We start from the raw sequence: 20388 nt of genomic DNA on the forward strand, positions 1-20388 counted from the left end.
ATTTAGGTATATTCTGTTTGAACCGATTTTTTTATCGTCAGATCTGGCTTTTTAACCACTAGATAGACCGCCGTGGCCGCCAATGCAAAGCCAGAAATGCCCATCCAATCAAACGACTCACCAAACGCGAGCCAAGCTTGAATCGCGGTTGTTGGCGGCACGAGGTAAAACACAGACGCCACACTCGAAGACGCGCCATTTCTCACCATGTACAGCAGCAGTAGGATAGCCACACAAGAGAGCACGACGACCAACCACAACACGGTCAAAATAAACTCCAGTTCCCACTGAACTTGCATGGTTTCAAACTGCATCGCAACAGGCAGAAACATGATGAGTGCGGCCAAATATTGCACCGTCGCACCACCAACCATATCCACCTGTTGGCAATGTTTTTTCTGATACAGCGTCCCTAACGTTATACCAACCAAAGACAGTAAACAGACTCCAATGGCTAAGAACTTATGTTGCTCAGACTGCCACTCCATGTTTCCCATCAGCACCATAGCGATGCCGACAAAGCCAAGAGCCAAACCTAGCCATTGCGAGGGTTTAAATTCCTCACGAACAAACACCACCAGCAAAGCCGCGGTTAAAATCGGCTGAATGCCCACCAACAACGAACTCAGCCCGGCAGGCATACCCAAATCAATAGCGAAATAAGTGCCGCCTAAATAGAAGCCATGGATCAACACACCCACCACACAGCTGTGCCAAAAATCGCTTCCTGTTGGCAACCTTCTACGCAACATCGCCACAAGAACCAAAAACAGTAAGACATTGAATGCCATACGGATAGAAAGTAGTGTCGCTGGCTCGGCATACTGCAAACCAAAACGCGCACCAACAAATCCAGAAGCCCAAAGGATGACAAATACAAAAGGGATGGCTCGGATTAACATGATCGCCTCACTCACGCTTGTTTTATGTTTTGAGATACTGTTAATGTAATTAGGTACAGTGTTTTCAAAAAGTGACAGATGGAAGTATTTTTATGGGTACAGATTTATTGGAAAGCGGTGAAGGGAATAAGTACCTCGTGGTGGAAAAGCACCTTAAACAAGCCATCAATTTTGGCGTTTACCAAGTGGATGATCGACTGCCTTCCATTCGCTCATTGAGCCAAGAATTAAGCGTCAGCAAAAACACCGTGATTCGTGCGTATCAAGAGCTGGAAGCGCAAAACTTGGTGTACTCGGTTCCCAAGTCGGGTTATCGAGTAAAAATCGCCTTGCCGACCTCTCGCTCAATTCCGGATCCGACTCGCGTGGATTTGCTCTCGATCTGCAAAGAAATCCTCACGTACCCTGAATACCAAGAGCGTTTGCCCGCAGGCTCTGCCCACCCAAACATTGACTCCCCCGCGATCAAAAGCTTGTACGCCGAGATTGGCCGCCACAGCCGCCAGCAAACGCATGTACCGAGCCATTACCAATTGCCACCCGGTGATCACCTCTTAATCAAACAACTGGCGAAAATCACACAAGATTTGGGCACGCCAACCAAGTTGGATGAGATCATGGTGACGCACGGCGCGCAGCAAGCAATTAGCCTAGCGCTGCGCGCAACGACACAAAAAGGCGATATCGTCGCGGTGGAGTCCCCTTGCTATTTTGGTAATTTATTGATGCTCGAATCACTCGGCCTCAAAGTGGTGGAAATTCCGAGTTGCCCACGAGACGGTATGTGCCCCGAAGCCTTAGCAAAAGCAATGGCGACATGGGACATAAAAGCGATCATCGTAACGCCAAACTTCACCAACCCAACTGGTGCCATGATGCCGCTAGAAAAGCGCCAGCAATTGCTATTGGCGTCTGGCAATATTCCTATTATCGAAGACGATGTGTTTGGCGGGTTAAGTTATAACAAGCCTTTGCCAAGCTTGAGGTTGCTCGATGACAAGCAACGCGTAATTTACGTGAATTCGTTATCCAAAACGCTCGATTCGCGTTTGAGAATTGGTTGGATGTTGGCGGGGCGATATCGAGATCAAATTGAGCAATATCTACTGTGTGAGAACATGGGCAGTTTGAATCTGATGCAATCTGCCGTGGCAACGTTTCTAACGTCAGGCAAGTATCGAACGCATACTGCGCGAATGGGTCGGGTTTATCAAAACAACATGCGCCGATTTATCCAGATGCTTCATCAATACTTAGATGAATACGAATCTCTAAAAAATCGATACCAGATCAACGCCGTGCAAGGTTCGTTCTTGCTTTGGTTGCGCCTGCCCAAAGAAACGGACAGCTATGCGTTGTATCAAGCGTGTAATCAACACAGAATCAGCCTACTTCCCGGTACCGTATTTGGCACTCAAGGACAATATCGACATTGCGTGCGCCTCAGCGTAGCAAACTTTGGTAGTGAAACCGATTGGATTCACGCGATGCAAACACTGGCAAAGTTGATAGCAAAGCATGTTCGTTAACTCGCTCTTGCTAAATGAACTTATGCCCGCATACGTAGACTGGTAACAACAAAAAACTCCACGCAAAGGTGGAGTTTTTTCGTATCGTTATCGCCCTCAGTGCGACTTAATTTGCCACATTCTCGCGACGTTTTCGGCTAAATTGGCAACGTTGACGTCGGCCTCTTTCATGGCCTCAGGTAAGCTCATCGCCCTTGGTACACAAGCAAACACCGCATCAATGCCGCACTCATAAACCGCCTGATAGTTGTCGCCCACACAGCCTGCTAATGCAATGACTGGTAAATTACACTGCTTAGCCACCTGAGCAACGCCCATCGGCGTTTTGCCATGTGCGGTTTGATGATCGATTCGACCCTCGCCTGTAAATACGATATCCGCATCCGCAACATGCTGAGCAAGTTTGACCGTTTCAAGCACAATCTCAATTCCCGGTTGCAAACGTGCTGGCGTGTACCCAAGCAAGGCCGCTCCCATACCACCAGCAGCACCCGCCCCTTCACGAGTCAGTACGTGCTTACCCGTCGCTTGTTCCGTCAACTCGCCAAACTTGCGCAATGCGTTATCGAGCAGAGTGACGTCTGACGCCGTCGCTCCCTTTTGTGGGCCAAAGATAGCCGACGCGCCTTTGTCACCACAGAGTGGGTTATCAACATCGCACGCTACCAACACTTCGCAAGTTGCTAAACGAGGGTCAAGACCAGAAATATCGATGGACGCAAGCGCCGCTAACCCGTCTCCATTTGGGGTAATTGCATGACCAGATTCATCAAGAAACGCCACCCCCAACGCGGTCAACATGCCCACGCCACCATCATTGGTAGCGCTGCCACCCAAACCAATGATTAAGCGTTGAATACCTCTGTCTAGCGCGTGTTTGATCAGCTGTCCGGTACCAATGCTGCTGGTCAGTTTTGGGTCGCGAGCATCACTCGGCACAAGGTGCAGCCCACTGGCCTCCGCCATTTCAATAACCGCGGTTTCGCCGTCGCCGAGGATGCCATAAAACGCTTCAACATCATTCCCTAATGGCGCGGTCACCGTTGTGAAGACTTGTTCGCCTTGAGTTGCATCAATCAAAGATTGAACCGTGCCTTCGCCACCGTCTGCGACCGGAACCGTAACAAACTCAGCATCATGCCATACGCGAGCAAGACCTGTTTTGATCGCCTCGCTCACTTGTTTGGCGGTTAAGCTTTCTTTAAATGAATCAGGTGCAATTACCACTTTCATACGTATTTCCAGAGACTTATAAGAGAACGAGGCTCAAAATGTACACCAATGCCATTGCCGTGACACCTTGAACGAGCGTAGCCATGGTTTGCGCGCGGTACGCTAAGCCCACCGACATGCGACTAAACTGCGAAACTACCCAGAAGAAACTGTCGTTTGCATGAGAAACCGTCATCGCACCTGCACCGATCGCCATCACCGTTAATACGCGGCCCATTTCTGAATCTAGCCCCAATTGCGTAAGCATAGGCGCAACCAAAGCCGATGTTGTCACCAGTGCAACCGTTGACGACCCTTGCGCCGATTTTAGCGCAGCCGCAACGATAAATGGCATGAAAATACCCACGCCCAGCGCCGATAACGTCGTACCCAAGTATTCACCTAGCGGCGTTGCTTTTAATACCGCGCCAAATGCACCACCCGCACCAGTAATCAAAAGAATAGGCGCAGCAGCCGTAATACCTTGGCTGATTCGCTCGCCAAATTCTTCAATCTTGTTGTCTGATTTTAGTAGGCGAACAGAAAGGAACAGGCCAATAACCAACGCCGTTAGTGGCTGTCCTAAGAAAGTCAGAACATCAAACACAAAACCTTCGCCCAGCGGTAAGCTTGGGAATTTCGCGATAGAGCCAAAACAGATCAATAAGATTGGAACAAAAATAGGAGCAAATGCTTGGCTCGCCGTTGGTAGTTGGCCATAAGACGCTTTGAGTGCTTGCCAGTCTTGCTGAATTTCCTCTGCAGCTTCAATGCCATCTGGTTCTACATGTTGGAATCGGTTCGCCCACAACATACCCGCTAAAGCCGCAACTGCTGCAACAAACACACCTACACCAATCACTAAACCAAGGTTAGATTCCAGGCCTAAGTTACCCGCAGCGGCAATAGGGCCAGGAGTTGGGGGCACAAACGTATGTGTTGCGTATAGGCCAGTTGCCAACGCCACACTCATTGCAACGCTTGAGGTTTTTAAACGCTTCGCGAGTGATTCTTTGAGCGAGTTCAGAATGACAAAGCCTGAATCACAAAATACCGGAACAGAAACGATGTAACCGATGATGCTCATGGTCAATGTTGGGAAACGCTCACCCAACACTTTAATGACCGTATCGGCCATGGTGATCGCCGCACCACTTTTTTCCAAAATAACACCGATGATGGTACCTAAAACGATAACCAAGCCAATGTAACCAAGGATGCCGCCAAAGCCAGAAGCAATGGTTTTGGCAATGCTATCTGCCGGTAAGCCGTAAGCAAATGCCGCAAGGAACGCCGCGATGATCAGCGCTAAAAAGGGATGTAATTTGAATTTGGTGGTCGTGAGCACAATAAATGCGATCACCCCGAGCAAGATTAATATAAGGTTCATGATAACTCCATTTATTCTTATTTTGCTGAGCGAGTCCGTGTTGGCTCACTCAACATGTAGGGACGCATGAATTATTAATCGTTTGCTTTCGAATTCCTTTAGGCGGAGTGACAAATGATGTGGTCAAAAAATGACGCGTATTGTGCAAATGCACAATATCAAGCCATTTTTGAGAGCCGAGTCGCAATATAAAGCTCCGCTAACCCCACAAAATTGGTGGTTGGCAGCCCTGTTATCTCGGTGATTTTTTCTAATCGATAGCGCAGAGTGTTCCGGTGAATAAACAGCATTTTAGAGCATTCCGTCACATTGCCATTGCATTCAAACAATGCATCTAGGGTTTTCAGTAATTGCCCGGATTTGTCTTTCTCTTTCAACCGTTTCACGCCATCAATAATTTGTTCACCTTGCCAAATATCCGCCAACGGCGCCAATAGCACAGGCAAACGAAGTTCATCGAACAGGTACTTACGTTTCTCTGGGTAGAACTGCTTGCCAATAGCTAATACCTGCTTCGCGCTTTGGTATGACAACGCGACATCTTTAGGCTCATTAAACAGCTGCCCTAGCGCAATGTGAAACGTATGCGAATCGTGATCGCTTAAACGCGACATCAACTTATCAATGCGCTCACTTTCAACTTGGCTATCCCACTGCTTGGCGGAATGACACGGTTTCAACACCACAATTTCATTCACCGAGACAATCGCAACTAGGTTGTTACGCTCCGGATATTCAAGCAACTCAACAATATTGCGCACGCTCTTCATGCTTTTTGAAGCGGACGGCGTCGAGACTTCAATCACCGTTGCCACCCGTGGTTGAGTCACATCGATAGAAAGACGCATCGCCCAATCTTTCAGCTCTTCATCGGTCAATTTGCCATTGATCCAAGCCAGAATAAACTCTTCGCGATGACGTCTGTCCCACTGAAATTTTTCCACCAGCGCGGCTTGCTCGATTGTCAATTCAGCGGTCATTTTGACCAGTTTGGCGAAATCTCGAATTTTCTCGGGCTCGCCTGTCACACCAACAATACCGACCACGTCTCCATGCAATTTCAACAGCATATTGATTCCGGGTTTGACACCCTGCAACGTCAAACATTGCTGCTCATTCAGCTCTAGCGAATCGCCGTGATTCAACGCCAATACCGCGCCATCATGCACTTGCCCAACGCGTTTTGGATCGCCACTGCCAATGATGATGCCCGCTGAGTTCATCACATTTACGTTGTGACCAATGATGGACATGGTTCGATCGACAATTTGCTGTGCTAAGGAGTGGTCGAGAATAACCATTTCGATTTTCCAGATTGACAATTTAATCATTCAATAAATCACAAATAGCCAACTATCGCGACGATACAGTTAAAAATAACTGAAGCAGCTCAAAGCATTACTCAATTAACCACACGATAAAAATGGATTAAACCCTCATTTTGAGCTGAGAGTTATATACTTAGAACAAAGGTCACCGATGCATTCGTCACTGTGCATCGATACCGCTCGTCTACCTACAGAGGAGGAAACAACATGGAATTACGTAATAAATCGGGTGAAGTCGCAAAAATTGCAGATAACCTCACATTAAAGGAAATCACAGAAATGGGCTACACCGTAGATTTATGCGATGAAGCATTTGACCCCGGTGAGCATTGGAAAGCGGAAGGTAAAACGCAAGGTGTGGGCGAGTACCCAGAGGAGTAAACGTCCTGAAGGGCCAGCGCACAAAGCGCTCCATAAACAGAAAAACCGAGCGACTTAACGCTCGGTTTTTTACTTTTGAACTTCTTGAATAAACAAGCCCATCTCTTCAAGATAATTGCCGTTTGAGCATCCCCAATCGGTGACTTCAATCAGCTCGGTAACTAACTGTCCAGATTCATCATTTTGTACTCGCTGCACAAACGCTTCAAAGCGTTCTAACTGCGCCTGAGTCTTAATGCCATGCACAGCATATTCTACAAGCAAGCCGTTGTATGTCTGCCAACGCTGTTCACCTGAAACATCACTGCTTAAAATTACAGAGCACTTTTGTTGAATGTTCTCAACCGCATCATTTCTTGGCGGCGTGACTGAAGAACATCCAACCAAAATCGTACCTAGCGCCAATAGCGTAACTTTTGTCTTATTTATCATATCGTTTCCATATGTACTGCCGCGATATAGAAATATTATTACACATGACAAAGATCATCGAGAGCGCCTCGCAGATTAATTAACTGATGAACTGTAAAATCCGTGCCAGTCTTAACACTGCGCACTCCGAACTCGTAACAACTCTTGCTAACTCATTAAAATGTAAACAAATAGTAAAATCACGTTTACGCAGTACGCTACCAGCAAATTAATTTGTCCCTCCTTTATTATCAATAGGCGTGCAATAATTAGGGGTCTACTCCCAACCATTTGAAGGATCAAAATGACCGCAACGGATTATCTCAACGACCTCAATCAACGTTACCTCGCGATTCACCGCACCAAAGAAGATTTCTTTTGGGAAACTTACATGGGGATCAGCGATGACCATGATGGCTCGACGCAAGCACAAACCGCATGGACAAGCTTTTTAAGCAACGCCGAGCAAATTACTGCCATCAAACAACAGCTTGAAGCCGCGGACTCAATTACCGACCCACAAGAGAAACAGCAAACCATTACGGGTCTTTCTGGTTGGCTAGCGATGTTTGAATCTCACGCAATCGAGGGAGAAAAAGCACAAGCGTTGAAAAATCAGCTCATTGCCTTTGAAGCTGAACTATTCGAGAAAAAACAGAACCACGTACAAACGTTTACCGATGAAAACGGCAAGCAAGTGGAAGGTTCACTGCCAGTATTGAGCTCAACCATTCGCACCAGCAATCATGAAGAAGTTCGCCAATCGGCTCATCAAGCGTTGCTGAACCTTGAACAATGGCTACTGCAAAACGGCTTTATAGAACTGATCAAACTGCGCAACCAGTTCGCTCGCTCACTGGGTTATGCGACCTTCTTTGATTACTCCGTGCAAAAAACGGAAAAGATGAGCTCTGAGCAGCTATTCGAGATTTTGGAAGATTTCGAACAACGCACGCGAGATGCGCACCTAAACAGCTTAGAAAACTTGGCGAAAGAGAAAGGCGCAAGCGCACTAACAGGCTACAACTTTGTTTACTCGTTCGCGGGTGACGTCATGCGTGACCTTGACCCATACGTGCCGTTCTCTAAATCTCTGAGACGCTGGGTAGAATCGTTTGGTCGTCTGAATATTGATTACTCTGGCGCGATGCTAACGCTGGATTTGTTAGACCGCAAAGGTAAGTACCCGAACGGGTTCTGCCACGGCCCTATCCCTTCTTTCTACAATCAAGGCGAATGGGTCGCAGCACAGGTGAACTTCACCAGCAATGCCAAACCAGACCAAGTGGGCAGCGGCTACGATGGCATTAACACGCTGTTCCACGAAGGTGGCCACGCAGCACACTTTGCGAACGTAAAAATGAACGCACCTTGTTTCTCGCAGGAGTTTGCGCCGACTTCAATGGCTTATGCAGAAACTCAGTCGATGTTCTGTGACAGCCTGTTAACCGATGCCGATTGGCTAAAACAATACGCACTGGATGATGAAGGGAATCCGGTTCCTGATGAGATCATTCAAGCGATGATCAACAGTCGTCAGCCATTCAAAGCTTATGAAGAACGTAGCATCTTGGTTGTGCCGTACTTTGAACGCGCGTTATATCAACTTAGCGATGACGAGTTAACGCCAGAGCGCATCACTAAGCTGGCTCGCGATTGTGAAAAACAGATCCTTGGTTTGGAATGCAGCCCTCGCCCACTGATGGCGATTCCACATTTGCTATCCGACGAAGCAGCTTGTGCGTATCAAGGTTACCTACTCGCGCACATGGCGGTGTACCAGACCCGTGCATACTTCCTTGAGAAGTTTGGCTATCTGACGGATAACCCAGAAATTGGCCCACTGCTGGCAAAACACTACTGGCACGCGGGCAATCATTTGTCACACAACGAAACCATTTTCAGCCTAACTGGCGAGGGGTTCAATGCTAAGTACTTGGCAGATGTATGTAATCTATCGCCAGAGCAAGCGTGGGAAGTACAGCAGAAGAAAATCGACTCACTTGCAACACGAGAACGAGCACCAGTTGCTTCACTGAACGCGACGATTAAAGTCGTCGACGGCAGTAAAGAACTGGCAAGCAACGTCATCTCTGACGAACAAATGTGTGACGATTTTGAACGTTACATCGTAGAGACTTACGGTCGATAACACGCCAAGAGCCAGAAGCCACGCTTCTGGCTTTTTACTATTAAGGCACAACAAAAGGAAGCGCCATGCATCAACAAATCCTCAAGTTCTGGTTCGAAGAGCTAACGCCTCAAAACTGGTTTGAAAACGACCCAGAACTGGACAAACATATTGCGTCACGATTTGCCTCGGTACTAGAACAAGCCGCTCGCTGTGAGCTTTTTAGCTGGCGAGACAGCGTACAAGGGCGATTGGCCGAAATCATCGTGCTCGACCAGTTTTCACGGAATGTGTATCGCAACACCCCAAAAGCATTTGCACAAGACCCACTCGCATTAGCATTGGCTCAAGAAGCAATTCGGTTAGGACACGATCAAGAATTAGCGCCTGAGCAGCTAAGCTTTTTGTACATGCCGTTTATGCACAGCGAATCTCGCCTCATCCATGTCGAAGCTGAGAAATTGTTTCGCGCACCAGGGCTTGAAAATAACTACAATTTTGAGCTAAAACACAAAGCCATCATCGACCAATTTGGACGTTACCCACATCGCAACGCCATCTTGGGTAGAGAAAGCACACCTGAAGAGTTAGCATTTTTGCAGCAACCCGGTTCCAGCTTTTAACCATCAATTACAACGAGAACGTTGAATGAAATTAGACGCCATATTGTGGGATTACGATGGGACACTCGTAAACTCTGTACCGAAAAACATCGACATCACCAAAGCGATCTTAGCCATCGTTGCCCCGCATTTAACTGGCGATAATTTACCGAAATATCTCCATTCAGAAGCCAACTATCACTACGCAAACCACGCGGCTAAAAACTGGCAAGAGCTCTACGTGGATTACTACGGCATGTCCCATGATGAAATGCTAAAAGCTGGTGGTTTATGGGCAGAGCATCAAGAGAAAAACCAAACACCAGTAACCCTGTTTGAAGGCATTGATGGCGTTATTAAAGAGTTTACGCAGCTGCCTCACGGCATTTGCTCTCAAAACTCACAAAGCAATATTCGTCGAGTGCTGTCCGACAACGGCATCAGCGCGCCGTTTAAATCCATCGTCGGGTATGATGACGTCTCGAACGGGCACCAAAAGCCCGATGCGTACAGTGGCATCAAATGCGTTGAGTCGATTTTTGGTCACGCAGAAAATCGACAGCTGATGTACATCGGTGACCATGAAGCCGACACGCAATTCGCACGCAACATCGAACATCAGTTGGGTGGCCAAAGTAAGGTGATTGCCGTTACAGCAGCATACAGTGGCGCGATGCCAGAGCATTGGAGCGTACAACCAGATTACGTGGCAAGAACGGTTGACGAGCTGTTTTCGATTATTGCTCAACACACGTAATTTTTGACTGCGGTTTAAGGCCAACACCTTGAAAGCCAGCGCTCACCTTGCCCTTTCAGACATTGAAACAATTTTAGCCACTACACTGGAGGCCCCATGGTTACATGGCCATGTTTATTGAAACTCGATGGCGACGATGAACTTATCTATTTGCGTTCTCATGCCGATCTTGATTCCGAATGCGAAGCGCTCATTTGGGGGCCAGATGATTACGTAATTGACTCAAATGGCAGCACGTTCGGGTTGCAATACAACGATTCGAACGCCACCGTTTTACAACCGGAAGAACGCACTCTGTCCGTCGAGGAAGTTACGTCGCTCATCCAGTCGCATGAGTTTAGTCTCGCACAAAGGTGCATCATCAAAATTCACTTCACCTCGGTACAGCAAGCAGTTGAGGCATTAGCCAATTAGCTCGAACTCTGCCCCATTGATTACATAAAATTATTATTTTTATAATTTATGATAATTTCATGTAATTAAAACCGCACCATATACTCTCCCACATCGAAACAAAACAACGTTTAAGCACACATGTTGGGAGCAAACAAATGAAAATGAATCATGTCGGTATTATGGTCGGAGATATGGATAAAGCGGTTGAGTTTTACACGCAAGCGCTTGGTCTAAAAGTCGTTATGGGCAACACGAAAGTGATTGAAGAACGCGAAACCGCAATTGGCAGAATGTGTATTGCGGTCTTTGGTGAGGGCTTTAAAGGCTTCAACATTGCGCATCTAGTGACAAGTGATGGCATCGGACTTGAGTTATTTGAAATGAAAGAGCGTCAAGAGCGCCATGAAGTGGATTTCTCTCGCATCGGAATCTTCCATTTCTGTTTGCAGACGGACGACTTTGAAGGTGCAATCAAGCGCACTGAAGCGTTTGGTGGCAAAGTGCGTATGGACATCATGCGTTACCACCCAGAAAACGATAACAAGCCTGCGAAAATGGTCTACCTAGAAGACCCATTCGGCAACCTGTTCGAGCTTTACTCACACACTTATGAAGAAACTTACGCTTCTGAATACGAGTAATTGCATCAAGCAACACAACCGGGATCAGTACGTTACCGAACCCGGTTGTTCAAACCGTTTCACCAACTATTGTTACGACTCAATGCCTAGCGACTTCATCAACGATTCAACGGTATTGTTAACCCACAATATCAACGGATCATTGCGGCGCTTTACGCTGTAAACGTAACCGAAGTTACCCTCTAATTTCGGCAGCGCGTCATCAAATTCGATAAAAGAAAAACGCTTATCTAACTGATTGATCAAGTGACGCGAACAAGGAAACAACACATCGCTATCCGCAACCAAATTCAAAATGGTGTTGATGTGCGTGGTACGCAGTTGAATTCTTGGGACAACTGAAAAAGGCAGCAACAAGCGCGATATGTGATCTTCTTTTTCATTCCAATGTTGGATGATGTGAACCGCGTACGCGTACTCTGAAATGTCATCCAAATACATGCGTTTGCCACCATGCGGATGCGTCGCGCGACAGGCCAGAGCAAAGTCGTCCCGCCCGCCTTTTTTCTGAACCAGATGCTTCGGCAATTCCATAGGGAAATAGTTGATGCCAAAAGCGATTTCACCCGCATCGATTTTGTCTGGCGTGGTTTCCGTCCAGTCTTCGATCACCAAGTTCATAAACGGCGCTTCTTTGGCTAGCAGCTGAGTAAACGCGGCAGAAAACCATTGCGCAATGGACGAGTTGATCGCAACACGCAGAACACAGCTTTCGATCGCGGGATCAAAACTATGAGAAACATTCACTAGCTTGTCGATGTCGTTGATGATCCCAGAAAGCTGCGCTTTGATCTCTTCGGCTTTCGGCGTGAGCTCCATATTGGTGCCCTTACGCACTAAAATGTCGTCGTTAAACAAATCCCGAATTTTACGCAAGCTTCGACTCACAGCAGGCTGGCTGGTGCACAAACGCTCCGCAGCCGTTGTGGTGTTGCGTGTTTCAAGAATCACCGCAAGCACCTTGAGCAAATTGTAATCAAAGTTCATCAACGTTATCTCTTTAGCTTTTCTCAAAGCATATCACTTTTGATATAGACTAAATACTCACAATTCATTTCTGTAATAAACGGGTTAACGACTAAGCTTAGCTGGAAACATATCCTCACAAACAAATGGATGAAACCAGCCATGAAACAAAAATTACTCGTTACTCTATTGGGATTATCAGCGCTAGGAGCCAGCTCTGTATTTGCGGCTAACACCAATGTTGATCTTGCAGAAGATGCTTATATCTACGGCTACTCTATCGATGAAGCGTACAAGTTTTTCTATCACACGGCGGTAGAAAACAACTATCCACTGAACCGCTTTCAGAATATTCGTGCTCTAGCTGATGACTCTTACACCGCTCACCCAACCATTAATAACGATACGCTTCACCTTATGGGCTGGTTAGATGTTGCTGCAGAACCTGTCATTGTGAGCGTGCCTGATATGGATGAAGGCCGTTACTGGATCTTGCACACAATGGACATGGGCCACTACACCAACGCAGCGTTCAGTTCTCGTACTCGCGGCACAAAAGGCGGCCAGTTCATGTTTGCAGCACAAGATTGGCAAGGTGAAGTGCCAGCGTCTGTCGACGAAGTGGTTCGCGTAGACAGCAATCTTGTTAAGCTGATGGGTCGCATCATGGCAGTGAATGACGAAGACGCAAAAGTCGCGCTTAACTACATGGACCAATGGAACATTCGTACCCTATCGGAATATTTAGGTAAGAACGGGCCAAAACCAGTACAAAGAACGTATCCAGATCCAAAAAATTCAACATGGCTTGAACGCGTGAACTTCGTGCTATGTGATGGCTCGATGGGCAATGCAGACAAACAGTGGTTGGACAAATACCAATCTATCGGCGTTGAACCATGCAAAACTGACTTCACACCTGAGCAGCTAAAACTGGCAAAAGTTGGTGAGAAGAAAGGCATGGAACACCTCGTCGAACTTGCACCTAAAATGACAGATGCTCGTACGTTGCTTGGTACACGCGATACCTTGGGTGATGCGCCACGCGATATTTTTGCAGAAGGTACTTACCTTGGTCAGTGGGGTTTACCACCTATCGAAGCGTCTTACCGTAAATCAGATTTCGACAGCACTGGTCAAAAACTGGATGGTTCGAAGCATGATTACGTGATGCGCTTTAAAGCGCCGAACGTCAGCGAATTCTGGTCTGTTACTATTTACGGCAACGACAACCGTTTGATGGCGAAAAACGACCTAAACCGTCACAGCCGTGGCGACCGAACCATGAAAGCGGACAAAGACGGTTACTACACCATTTACATGAGTGCGAACGAGAAAGGCCGAGCAGACGATCCAAACTTCTTGCCAGTACCTGAAAAACCGTTCTACGCCATCATGCGTTTTTACGGCGCAGACGATGCAATCCAAAGTGGTGAGTATCAAATGCCTGAAATCAAAGTAGTTAAATAATTCGTTTTAACGAACCACTACTCTGTAGCCTCCTTAGCTCGTAAGTGCGTTAAGGAGGCTTATTTCAAGGTGGGTGCCTAGGGCGAACATCTAGCCCAAAAATCAAAGAGGCGCCCACTGAATCTAGTGATTATTTTTATTTAGGTATCGTATGGATTTTAATCTAATCCAAACCTTTTTAATTGTTGCTGAATATCAATCTTACTCTCGCGCCGCAGAGCACCTAGGGCTAACTCAGCCAGCGATTAGCGCATCCATGAAGCGTTTGGAAAAAGAAACCAACAAATCGTTATTTGTGAAGGATGGGCGACAAATCAAACTCACTTCTGTAGCGCATCAGTTGCTACCTAAATTTCATCAGGCGTTTGCGATGATCAATGATGCCATATCCGATCAAAGCACTTTCCGCCTGAGCTGTAATGAAGCGCTGATCCACCGCATCACACCAACCAACACGATCAGCATTTGCGCCGATACGGATTTACCTTCGTTATTGAACGATCTACGACTTAAACAGATCGATTTGATTATTAGCCCAACGACCATTCATGACCCATCATTTATCAGTGAGTCAATTTTTGAAGAGCCAATGGTGGTGATTTGTCGTCAAGATCACCCACGTATCGCAGGAAAAATCGAACAAGAACAGTTTTATTCTGAAAAGCACTGTCGGTTTGTCGGAGACGAAGACTTCCCAGTTAGCAACACCGAAATTCACCAGCCAGGGCTGCAAGAGCGTGATGTGGAAATGATGACAACATCGCTCTCTGGCATGATGCTTTATGTGGCGAAACACGATTGCTTAGGCGTGCTTCCCCTGTCTTTGGCGCAGAAATGGCAATCGGCTTTGAATCTGCAAGTCATTCAAACTCCAATGTTTTCCGAGCCAGTCAGCTATAAGCTGATTTTCCATAAACGAGATGAATCCAGCACTTCCCATCAATGTTTGCGAGCTTGGGCGCGTGACCAATTTGCTACAGGCCTAAACGCCTGACTCGGTCGCACATCAAGGCGTTTCGCCAAAAACTCTTTCTCTCTTCTTAAACGCACTCTTTATGACTAAATGCGCATATGTTAAAAATGGCTTAACGATCAATATGGACGTTCAGGTCGTATACTTTTCCATAACCGCACAAAAGGAGTGAAGCATGCCCACCAACAACCCAATCGCAATCCAAGCCCTTGATCATGTCGTGTTAAGAACGTGCAACCTCGACGCCATGTTGCATTTCTATCGAGATATTTTGGGCTGCCCTGTCGAGCGCGAAGTAATGGAGCTTGGTTTAACCCAGCTCAGGGCTGGTAACGCATTGATTGATGTGGTGACGGTGGACAGCGAGTTAGGGCAACTTGGCGGAAAGCCACCAGTTCAAAATGGTCGTAATATTGACCATTTTTGCCTGCAACTAGCGCCTTTTTCAGAAAATGAAATGCTGGAATATCTGCGTTCACGCGGCATTGAAACCGAAGAGTTTGCGAAGCGGTATGGCGCACAAGGGTTCGGTAGATCACTCTATATACATGATCCGGAAGGAAATGTCGTCGAGTTAAAACCTCAAGTGATTGATGAGTAAGCTACACTTAACTGTGTTACTGACCATTTGTTTCTCATCATTGTAGAAGGCTCAAAAAAATGAACGCGATCTCGTTAGTCCAAGGCGACATTACCACCGCACATGTCGATGCCATCGTGAATGCAGCAAACCCGAGAATGCTCGGCGGAGGTGGCGTCGATGGTGCCATTCATCGCGCAGCAGGGCCTGCGCTTATCAATGCGTGTTATGCCGTTGATGATGTCGACGGTATTCGATGCCCGTTTGGTGACGCACGCATTACTGAGGCTGGCAATTTAAACGCGCGTTACGTCATTCATGCCGTTGGCCCGATTTACGATAAATTCGCCGATCCAAAAGCGGTGTTGGAATCTGCATATCAACGTTCGCTGGATCTCGCGCTCGACAAGCATTGCCAAAGTGTGGCACTGCCTGCGATTTCTTGCGGAGTGTATGGTTACCCGCCCCAAGAAGCAGCAGAAGTCGCGATGGCCGTTTGCCAAAGACCGGAATACGCGGCACTCGACATGCGCTTTTACTTGTTTAGTGAAGAGATGCTTTCGATTTGGCAACGCGCCCTGACCCAGCACTAAAATCTGTGTGACAAGAGACATAAAAAAAGCCGGACTGCCAATACAGTCCGGTTTGTCTTATTTATCACTGAATTATCGTTCGTTAAGCGCTACGAATGCTAGGGGGGTCATCCAAAGCGCCTAATGTGTGCGATCTAGTTTTTGAAGAATCCGTTGTACATCATGTACAAATGCGCCGCAGACCAAGAGAAGTTCGACGCACCTTGTACCGCGCCCGTCTCTGGGTTGTAGTTTTCACGGATTGGCATGTCACCCGTCATACCTTCTGCGTTGTTAAACAGCTCATTCGCCATCGCAATCGCTTCTTCTTTGTAGCCGTAGTTTTCCATCGCACGGAAGCCAAAGTACACTTGGTCTAGCCACACGCGACCACGCCAGTACACATCTTTACCGTAAGCAGGGTTAGTTTGCGATGCGGTCGGCAAAGGCACACCCGTTCCTTGGAATTTATCTGGCGTGTTGAACTCGTCTTGATCACGCATCACCGCGATCACTTTATCGGCATGCTCTTGCGTTGCTGCACCATTAAACAGCGGCGACCAACCTTCTGGGCCTTTTCCACGCTCTACAATCGGCAAACCCGCACAGCCATTTGCAAGAGGCGCAGGAGTAGTGCCATCTTCAGCCACATTTAAGTGAATGTCGTAGAAGAATCCTGTGCTTTCATCAAACATACATTGGTTAATGTACGTCTTGATTTTTTCTGCGCCGTTAAGGAATTCTTGCGCACGATCTTTACCTTCTACGCCATCGGACACCAACTTCGCCATTTCCGCTAAGTATTTGTTGTCTGAGTACATGTAAGAGGCTTGATCCACCGATTCTTGCAGCATAGAGAAGCCAAGCAGCTCGCCGTCCGCAGCGTTATTGTTGGTGCGGTTTTCTGCAAAGCGAACTTCCCAATCTTTCTTCGCTAGATCGAGTTTCGCTAAGTTTTCCGCTGACGTATTGCTGTACACCCACTCTTCGCCTTCCAGCTTGATGCTGTTATCAAAGCCGTACGCACTTGCCGCGTAGCGACCAAGTTGATCCACATTTTTGTCTGGATTGCTGATGTCTTCAGCTTGCGAATTCATGTTGTGGATATTGTAGATAAAACCAAAACGAGCCGCGTTATCCATGCCCGATTCCCAGCCTGCCGCTTCTTGTGCGCCGACGTGAATCGTCATGTAATCCACTTCATCAAGAATCTTATTGTAAGACGCCATGCCTTTTACTTTATAAGAATTACCGTTTTGCTCGATGATGTCTTCTGCCGGAATAATGGTCGTGAAGTTAGGATCACGCGTTTCTACCCAAACGTACATCACGCCTTCTTCCGTGTTGTGTGCTGGGTCTACTGCCGCGCCGTATTCAGGCACACCATTTTGGTTGTGGTCGCGGTTGGATAGCCACCAATCGTGGTATGCCACCAACTTCGGATACATTTCATCAATGAATTTTTGCGCGTCTTCTGGGCGATCAAACTGGTTCACGAGAGCGTAATACACCTCCATCACAGACCATGCCGCCAACGATGGTTTCGTATTGCGTTCGTTCCAGTTTTCAGAGCCAGCACCACCACGACTAACAGGTTTGGTGTACGTCAACACATCCAGCAAGTAGCCTTTATCTTGCGGACGAATCTTGTCATCAGCTTGAACTTGCTCTTGGAATACCGTGCGAATGTTGTCCATCGCAACATCTGGGTTGAAATGCGCCATCGCGTACGCTTGTTTCCACGAATCCCACGGCCACGTTAAGTTACCAGAGAACCAACGCGCAGTGACCGATGGCGTGACTGTCGCTTGTTCAATATCGCCCGCCGCAGAGCGCCAGTTACCGTTTAGGGTTTCCATCGCTTTTACCGCTACGCGAGCTTGGTCTGCTGTCGCTTCTTTGTTGATAAGACCATTCGCTAAATAGCCGTCCCAACGCGCTTTCGACGCTTCCATGTATTGAGTTGGATTCGCTAATACATCTTGCAATTTCAACGATTCTGACTGCACTTCTTTCGCATTGTGCAGGTTAGAATACGCCGTATAAACCGCCGATGTTTGCTCAGCTGGTAGGCTCATCTCCGCGGTAGAACTGAATGAGGTTTCGTTGGTGAACGTCTTCGTCGGTAGAGAACGAGTAATGCGGAACTCGGCATCGCGATCATTACGGATCGCCCAGTTGTCTTTCATCTCGCTAAAGTTAATTTTAATGCCGTTCTCGATGGTCGAAATCTGGCGCTTGTAATCTGGGTAGTACTGCGCCACGGTTTGGTCTTTTCGCGTCGACAGCTCGTATTTCACCAACTCGCCGTCCCACTCCAACGTCAAGTTCATATCACGATCAGTTTTGTTAGTGATGAGCGTTTCTACCAACGAAGAACGGTCAGTTACGAAGCGCAGCACCATTTGCACGTGAATATCGTCCAAGTCCAACACCTGCACTAACGCACCTGGAATGGAATAGACTTTCGCTTCTGCGTTCGATAAGTCGTAAGTTTGGCCACTCACTTTGTCGGTCAACGTGAGCTTGTCGAACGTTTGGCCAGACATAAAATGCGCGTACTCTTGCGTCACTTGCATAATACCGCCGAAAGCGCCATAACCCGCCGCATCTTCAGGTAGCAAATGGCCATGCCACGCGCCGTTGTCCGTGAGTGCGTTGTACTTCAGGTTCGAATAACTGTCGTAATCACGCAGGTAAGTTGGATTACCAGTACGATCAATCACGTTAGTAAATTCTGAAGTTGGCGCCTGCGGTAAACGGATTTCAGTTTTATCATTGGAACCACATCCAACAAGCGAAATAGTAGCCCCGATCAGAATGGCAAGTGTGCTCTTTTTAAACATACTTTTTCCCTATTATTTACGTTATTTTTATATCCTCATTTATATAAATGAGTTTTTTAGTGTGCAGAAGCCCGGCTCGCACTAAATAAGCACGAGCTTCCAATAATTATTCTTTTATTTTTCTTTAGCGATAGTGATGGATTTTAATAAATCGCCATTAATATTCGGAATTGTGTCAGCCAAAAATATCTGATTACCAGGCGTAAAAGTGAGTAAAACATTTTTTAGTCGTTGACTGTTTTCACTGGTTTTATTTTGAACATCAAACTCAATTAATTTGTTGTACACTTCATTTGCCAGTTTTTCTTCTTGTTCTTCGGTAATCGCAATGCGTCCAACACAAATTGGAGGTCGAATATCGTGGCTAAACACTTCTTCACGAAAGCGCTGTGCAAATAGCGTGTCTAAATTTGAACCTTCTTCAAAAATAAAGCGGCCTGTATCTTTAAATTGATAGTGTTTATCCCCTTTCAGTTCAATGTAATCCATCATTTCTAGTGCACGTAAATAGAGCGCAACGGAAGTATCACTCAGCTGGTATCTCCGTGCGATCTCTTCTAAAGACCACTCAGGTCGACGCAAAAGATAAAGAAAATCAAATAAGTGAGGATATTGATGGAAAATCTCACTGTTGGTGTCGGTGATAAACTGTTCACTCTCTTGCTGCAGCTGCTTACCTCGCATGGATAACTCAACCAAATCCGTATCAAGGTGCGTGGCGTACAACAAGATTTTATCTAAACCAAGAGACGTATTGTGAAGCTGTCTTTTTATAGTAGAAAGCGGGATTCCAAGTCCAATAGAAAGCTCAGAATATCCAATGCCTTTTTCTTTTATTTTTTCTCGTAAAGCAGCAAGTAAATACGTTGCAGAATTATTCATCTAACAATGCCTGTATTTTATTTATTCAGCATCCATGATGATAAATTCAAGAGAGTCCTACTCTTGTGATTTTGGTCTCAATATTCTATCTTGTTGGCGTAAAACATGTCTTATCCATTAGATTTTTTACTTTTCTTTAACTGGATACATTTTACCCATCCAGAACAAGTTATGGCCATTGCTCTATGGGCTTATCAAGATAATAGTCAGTATAATTGTTTTGAAGAGTAAAATTAAGATGGCAAAGATTTTTACTAAAACTTTTCTGATAAGAGCGCAAATTTTCAGATCAAAAGTATCAAAAAATGACACCAATCGATTTATAAAAGCGTGAGATCACAATTGGAACTGTCTCTTATACACATCTGAAAAAAAAAAAAAAAAAAAAGAAAAGAAAACAAACGAATAAATCGCACACT

The 20388-nt window shown here is 46.5% G+C and carries 19 protein-coding genes; 11 read left to right on the forward strand and 8 right to left on the reverse strand.

From position 1 onward, the window contains the following. Nucleotides 1-2 precede the first annotated feature (2 nt). Nucleotides 3-902, reverse strand: coding sequence for a DMT family transporter (locus EX191_RS20985; protein ID WP_046875578.1), 900 nt, complete (start codon nucleotides 900-902; stop codon nucleotides 3-5). Between the two features lie 92 nt (nucleotides 903-994). Between EX191_RS20985 and EX191_RS20990 the strand changes: the two genes are divergently transcribed. After that, nucleotides 995-2431: an aminotransferase-like domain-containing protein gene (locus EX191_RS20990; protein WP_193448421.1), complete on the forward strand. Its 1437-nt coding sequence runs from the start codon at nucleotides 995-997 to the stop codon at nucleotides 2429-2431. 96 nt (nucleotides 2432-2527) lie between these two features. Here EX191_RS20990 and EX191_RS20995 read toward each other — a convergent pair whose 3' ends face one another. The 3 genes from EX191_RS20995 to EX191_RS21005 form a co-directional block, all read right to left on the reverse strand. After that, nucleotides 2528-3664, reverse strand: a complete 1137-nt coding sequence (locus EX191_RS20995) for a glycerate kinase (protein ID WP_048625545.1) — start codon at nucleotides 3662-3664, stop codon at nucleotides 2528-2530. Nucleotides 3665-3680: 16 nt separating this feature from the next. Then, entirely contained in the window at nucleotides 3681-5033 is a 1353-nt protein-coding gene (locus tag EX191_RS21000) for a GntP family permease (RefSeq protein WP_048625544.1), read from the reverse strand. Nucleotides 5034-5191: 158 nt separating this feature from the next. Further along, entirely contained in the window at nucleotides 5192-6334 is a 1143-nt protein-coding gene (locus EX191_RS21005; RefSeq protein WP_017447025.1) for a sugar diacid recognition domain-containing protein, read from the reverse strand. A gap of 234 nt (nucleotides 6335-6568) precedes the next feature. Here EX191_RS21005 and EX191_RS21010 point away from each other — a divergent pair, with 234 nt between their 5' ends. Next, nucleotides 6569-6742, forward strand: a complete 174-nt coding sequence (locus EX191_RS21010) for a hypothetical protein (RefSeq protein ID WP_193448422.1) — start codon at nucleotides 6569-6571, stop codon at nucleotides 6740-6742. Nucleotides 6743-6811: 69 nt separating this feature from the next. On the opposite strand, the gene EX191_RS21015 is transcribed toward EX191_RS21010, so the two are convergent. After that, nucleotides 6812-7174 (reverse strand): hypothetical protein, encoded by a 363-nt coding sequence (locus EX191_RS21015; RefSeq protein ID WP_047009761.1) that lies wholly within the window; start codon nucleotides 7172-7174, stop codon nucleotides 6812-6814. Between the two features lie 283 nt (nucleotides 7175-7457). On the opposite strand from EX191_RS21015, the gene EX191_RS21020 reads away from it, so the two are divergent. From EX191_RS21020 to EX191_RS21040, 5 genes are all read left to right on the forward strand, one after another. Next, nucleotides 7458-9305 carry a M3 family metallopeptidase gene (locus tag EX191_RS21020; RefSeq protein WP_193448423.1) on the forward strand — a complete coding sequence of 616 codons (1848 nt, stop codon included), beginning with the start codon at nucleotides 7458-7460 and terminating at the stop codon, nucleotides 9303-9305. Nucleotides 9306-9370: 65 nt separating this feature from the next. Then, a complete protein-coding gene (locus EX191_RS21025) occupies nucleotides 9371-9907 on the forward strand; it encodes a DUF924 family protein (RefSeq protein ID WP_085344588.1) in 537 nt (178 codons plus the stop codon). Between the two features lie 25 nt (nucleotides 9908-9932). Continuing rightward, nucleotides 9933-10643: an HAD family hydrolase gene (locus tag EX191_RS21030; RefSeq protein ID WP_193448424.1), complete on the forward strand. Its 711-nt coding sequence runs from the start codon at nucleotides 9933-9935 to the stop codon at nucleotides 10641-10643. 96 nt (nucleotides 10644-10739) lie between these two features. Next, a complete protein-coding gene (locus EX191_RS21035; protein WP_046875586.1) occupies nucleotides 10740-11057 on the forward strand; it encodes a DUF4144 domain-containing protein in 318 nt (105 codons plus the stop codon). 137 nt (nucleotides 11058-11194) lie between these two features. Beyond that, complete coding sequence (locus EX191_RS21040; RefSeq protein WP_193448425.1) at nucleotides 11195-11680, forward strand: VOC family protein; 486 nt, start codon at nucleotides 11195-11197, stop codon at nucleotides 11678-11680. Nucleotides 11681-11752: 72 nt separating this feature from the next. Here EX191_RS21040 and EX191_RS21045 read toward each other — a convergent pair whose 3' ends face one another. Beyond that, nucleotides 11753-12667 carry a LysR family transcriptional regulator gene (locus EX191_RS21045; protein WP_193448426.1) on the reverse strand — a complete coding sequence of 305 codons (915 nt, stop codon included), beginning with the start codon at nucleotides 12665-12667 and terminating at the stop codon, nucleotides 11753-11755. A 141-nt stretch (nucleotides 12668-12808) separates the two neighbouring features. On the opposite strand from EX191_RS21045, the gene EX191_RS21050 reads away from it, so the two are divergent. The 4 genes from EX191_RS21050 to EX191_RS21065 all read left to right on the forward strand — a co-directional run bounded on the left by EX191_RS21050 (nucleotide 12809) and on the right by EX191_RS21065 (nucleotide 16262). Beyond that, entirely contained in the window at nucleotides 12809-14116 is a 1308-nt protein-coding gene (locus EX191_RS21050; RefSeq protein WP_053313895.1) for a DUF1254 domain-containing protein, read from the forward strand. A gap of 151 nt (nucleotides 14117-14267) precedes the next feature. Next, nucleotides 14268-15110, forward strand: a complete 843-nt coding sequence (locus tag EX191_RS21055; protein WP_025610673.1) for a LysR family transcriptional regulator — start codon at nucleotides 14268-14270, stop codon at nucleotides 15108-15110. A gap of 154 nt (nucleotides 15111-15264) precedes the next feature. After that, nucleotides 15265-15690: a VOC family protein gene (locus tag EX191_RS21060; RefSeq protein WP_006740975.1), complete on the forward strand. Its 426-nt coding sequence runs from the start codon at nucleotides 15265-15267 to the stop codon at nucleotides 15688-15690. 59 nt (nucleotides 15691-15749) lie between these two features. Next, nucleotides 15750-16262 (forward strand): O-acetyl-ADP-ribose deacetylase, encoded by a 513-nt coding sequence (locus EX191_RS21065; RefSeq protein ID WP_046875590.1) that lies wholly within the window; start codon nucleotides 15750-15752, stop codon nucleotides 16260-16262. A gap of 134 nt (nucleotides 16263-16396) precedes the next feature. Here the strand turns inward: EX191_RS21065 and ygjK are convergent, their stop codons facing one another. Together ygjK and EX191_RS21075 are read right to left on the reverse strand one after the other, a co-directional pair. After that, nucleotides 16397-19087, reverse strand: a complete 2691-nt coding sequence (ygjK, locus tag EX191_RS21070) for an alpha-glucosidase (protein WP_193448427.1) — start codon at nucleotides 19085-19087, stop codon at nucleotides 16397-16399. Between the two features lie 114 nt (nucleotides 19088-19201). Continuing rightward, nucleotides 19202-19969, reverse strand: a complete 768-nt coding sequence (locus EX191_RS21075) for a hypothetical protein (protein ID WP_005482920.1) — start codon at nucleotides 19967-19969, stop codon at nucleotides 19202-19204. Nucleotides 19970-20388: the final 419 nt, after the last annotated feature.

It is taken from the genome of Vibrio chemaguriensis (genome assembly GCF_012275705.1).
Taxonomy (GTDB): domain Bacteria; phylum Pseudomonadota; class Gammaproteobacteria; order Enterobacterales; family Vibrionaceae; genus Vibrio; species Vibrio diabolicus.

Bases quoted from the DNA above. Each gene is read 5' to 3' on its own strand.
- EX191_RS21020 (WP_193448423.1), top strand. From the start codon at position 7,458: ATGACCGCAACGGATTATCTCAACGACCTCAATCAACGTTACCTCGCG.
- EX191_RS20990 (WP_193448421.1), top strand. From the start codon at position 995: ATGGGTACAGATTTATTGGAAAGCGGTGAAGGGAATAAGTACCTCGTG.
- EX191_RS21030 (WP_193448424.1), top strand. From the start codon at position 9,933: ATGAAATTAGACGCCATATTGTGGGATTACGATGGGACACTCGTAAAC.
- EX191_RS21035 (WP_046875586.1), top strand. From the start codon at position 10,740: ATGGTTACATGGCCATGTTTATTGAAACTCGATGGCGACGATGAACTT.
- EX191_RS21000 (WP_048625544.1), bottom strand. From the start codon at position 5,033: ATGAACCTTATATTAATCTTGCTCGGGGTGATCGCATTTATTGTGCTC.
- EX191_RS21025 (WP_085344588.1), top strand. From the start codon at position 9,371: ATGCATCAACAAATCCTCAAGTTCTGGTTCGAAGAGCTAACGCCTCAA.
- EX191_RS21075 (WP_005482920.1), bottom strand. From the start codon at position 19,969: ATGAATAATTCTGCAACGTATTTACTTGCTGCTTTACGAGAAAAAATA.
- ygjK (WP_193448427.1), bottom strand. From the start codon at position 19,087: ATGTTTAAAAAGAGCACACTTGCCATTCTGATCGGGGCTACTATTTCG.
- EX191_RS21065 (WP_046875590.1), top strand. From the start codon at position 15,750: ATGAACGCGATCTCGTTAGTCCAAGGCGACATTACCACCGCACATGTC.
- EX191_RS20995 (WP_048625545.1), bottom strand. From the start codon at position 3,664: ATGAAAGTGGTAATTGCACCTGATTCATTTAAAGAAAGCTTAACCGCC.
- EX191_RS21015 (WP_047009761.1), bottom strand. From the start codon at position 7,174: ATGATAAATAAGACAAAAGTTACGCTATTGGCGCTAGGTACGATTTTG.
- EX191_RS21055 (WP_025610673.1), top strand. From the start codon at position 14,268: ATGGATTTTAATCTAATCCAAACCTTTTTAATTGTTGCTGAATATCAA.
- EX191_RS21010 (WP_193448422.1), top strand. From the start codon at position 6,569: ATGGAATTACGTAATAAATCGGGTGAAGTCGCAAAAATTGCAGATAAC.
- EX191_RS21050 (WP_053313895.1), top strand. From the start codon at position 12,809: ATGAAACAAAAATTACTCGTTACTCTATTGGGATTATCAGCGCTAGGA.
- EX191_RS21060 (WP_006740975.1), top strand. From the start codon at position 15,265: ATGCCCACCAACAACCCAATCGCAATCCAAGCCCTTGATCATGTCGTG.
- EX191_RS21005 (WP_017447025.1), bottom strand. From the start codon at position 6,334: ATGGTTATTCTCGACCACTCCTTAGCACAGCAAATTGTCGATCGAACC.
- EX191_RS21040 (WP_193448425.1), top strand. From the start codon at position 11,195: ATGAAAATGAATCATGTCGGTATTATGGTCGGAGATATGGATAAAGCG.
- EX191_RS20985 (WP_046875578.1), bottom strand. From the start codon at position 902: ATGTTAATCCGAGCCATCCCTTTTGTATTTGTCATCCTTTGGGCTTCT.
- EX191_RS21045 (WP_193448426.1), bottom strand. From the start codon at position 12,667: ATGAACTTTGATTACAATTTGCTCAAGGTGCTTGCGGTGATTCTTGAA.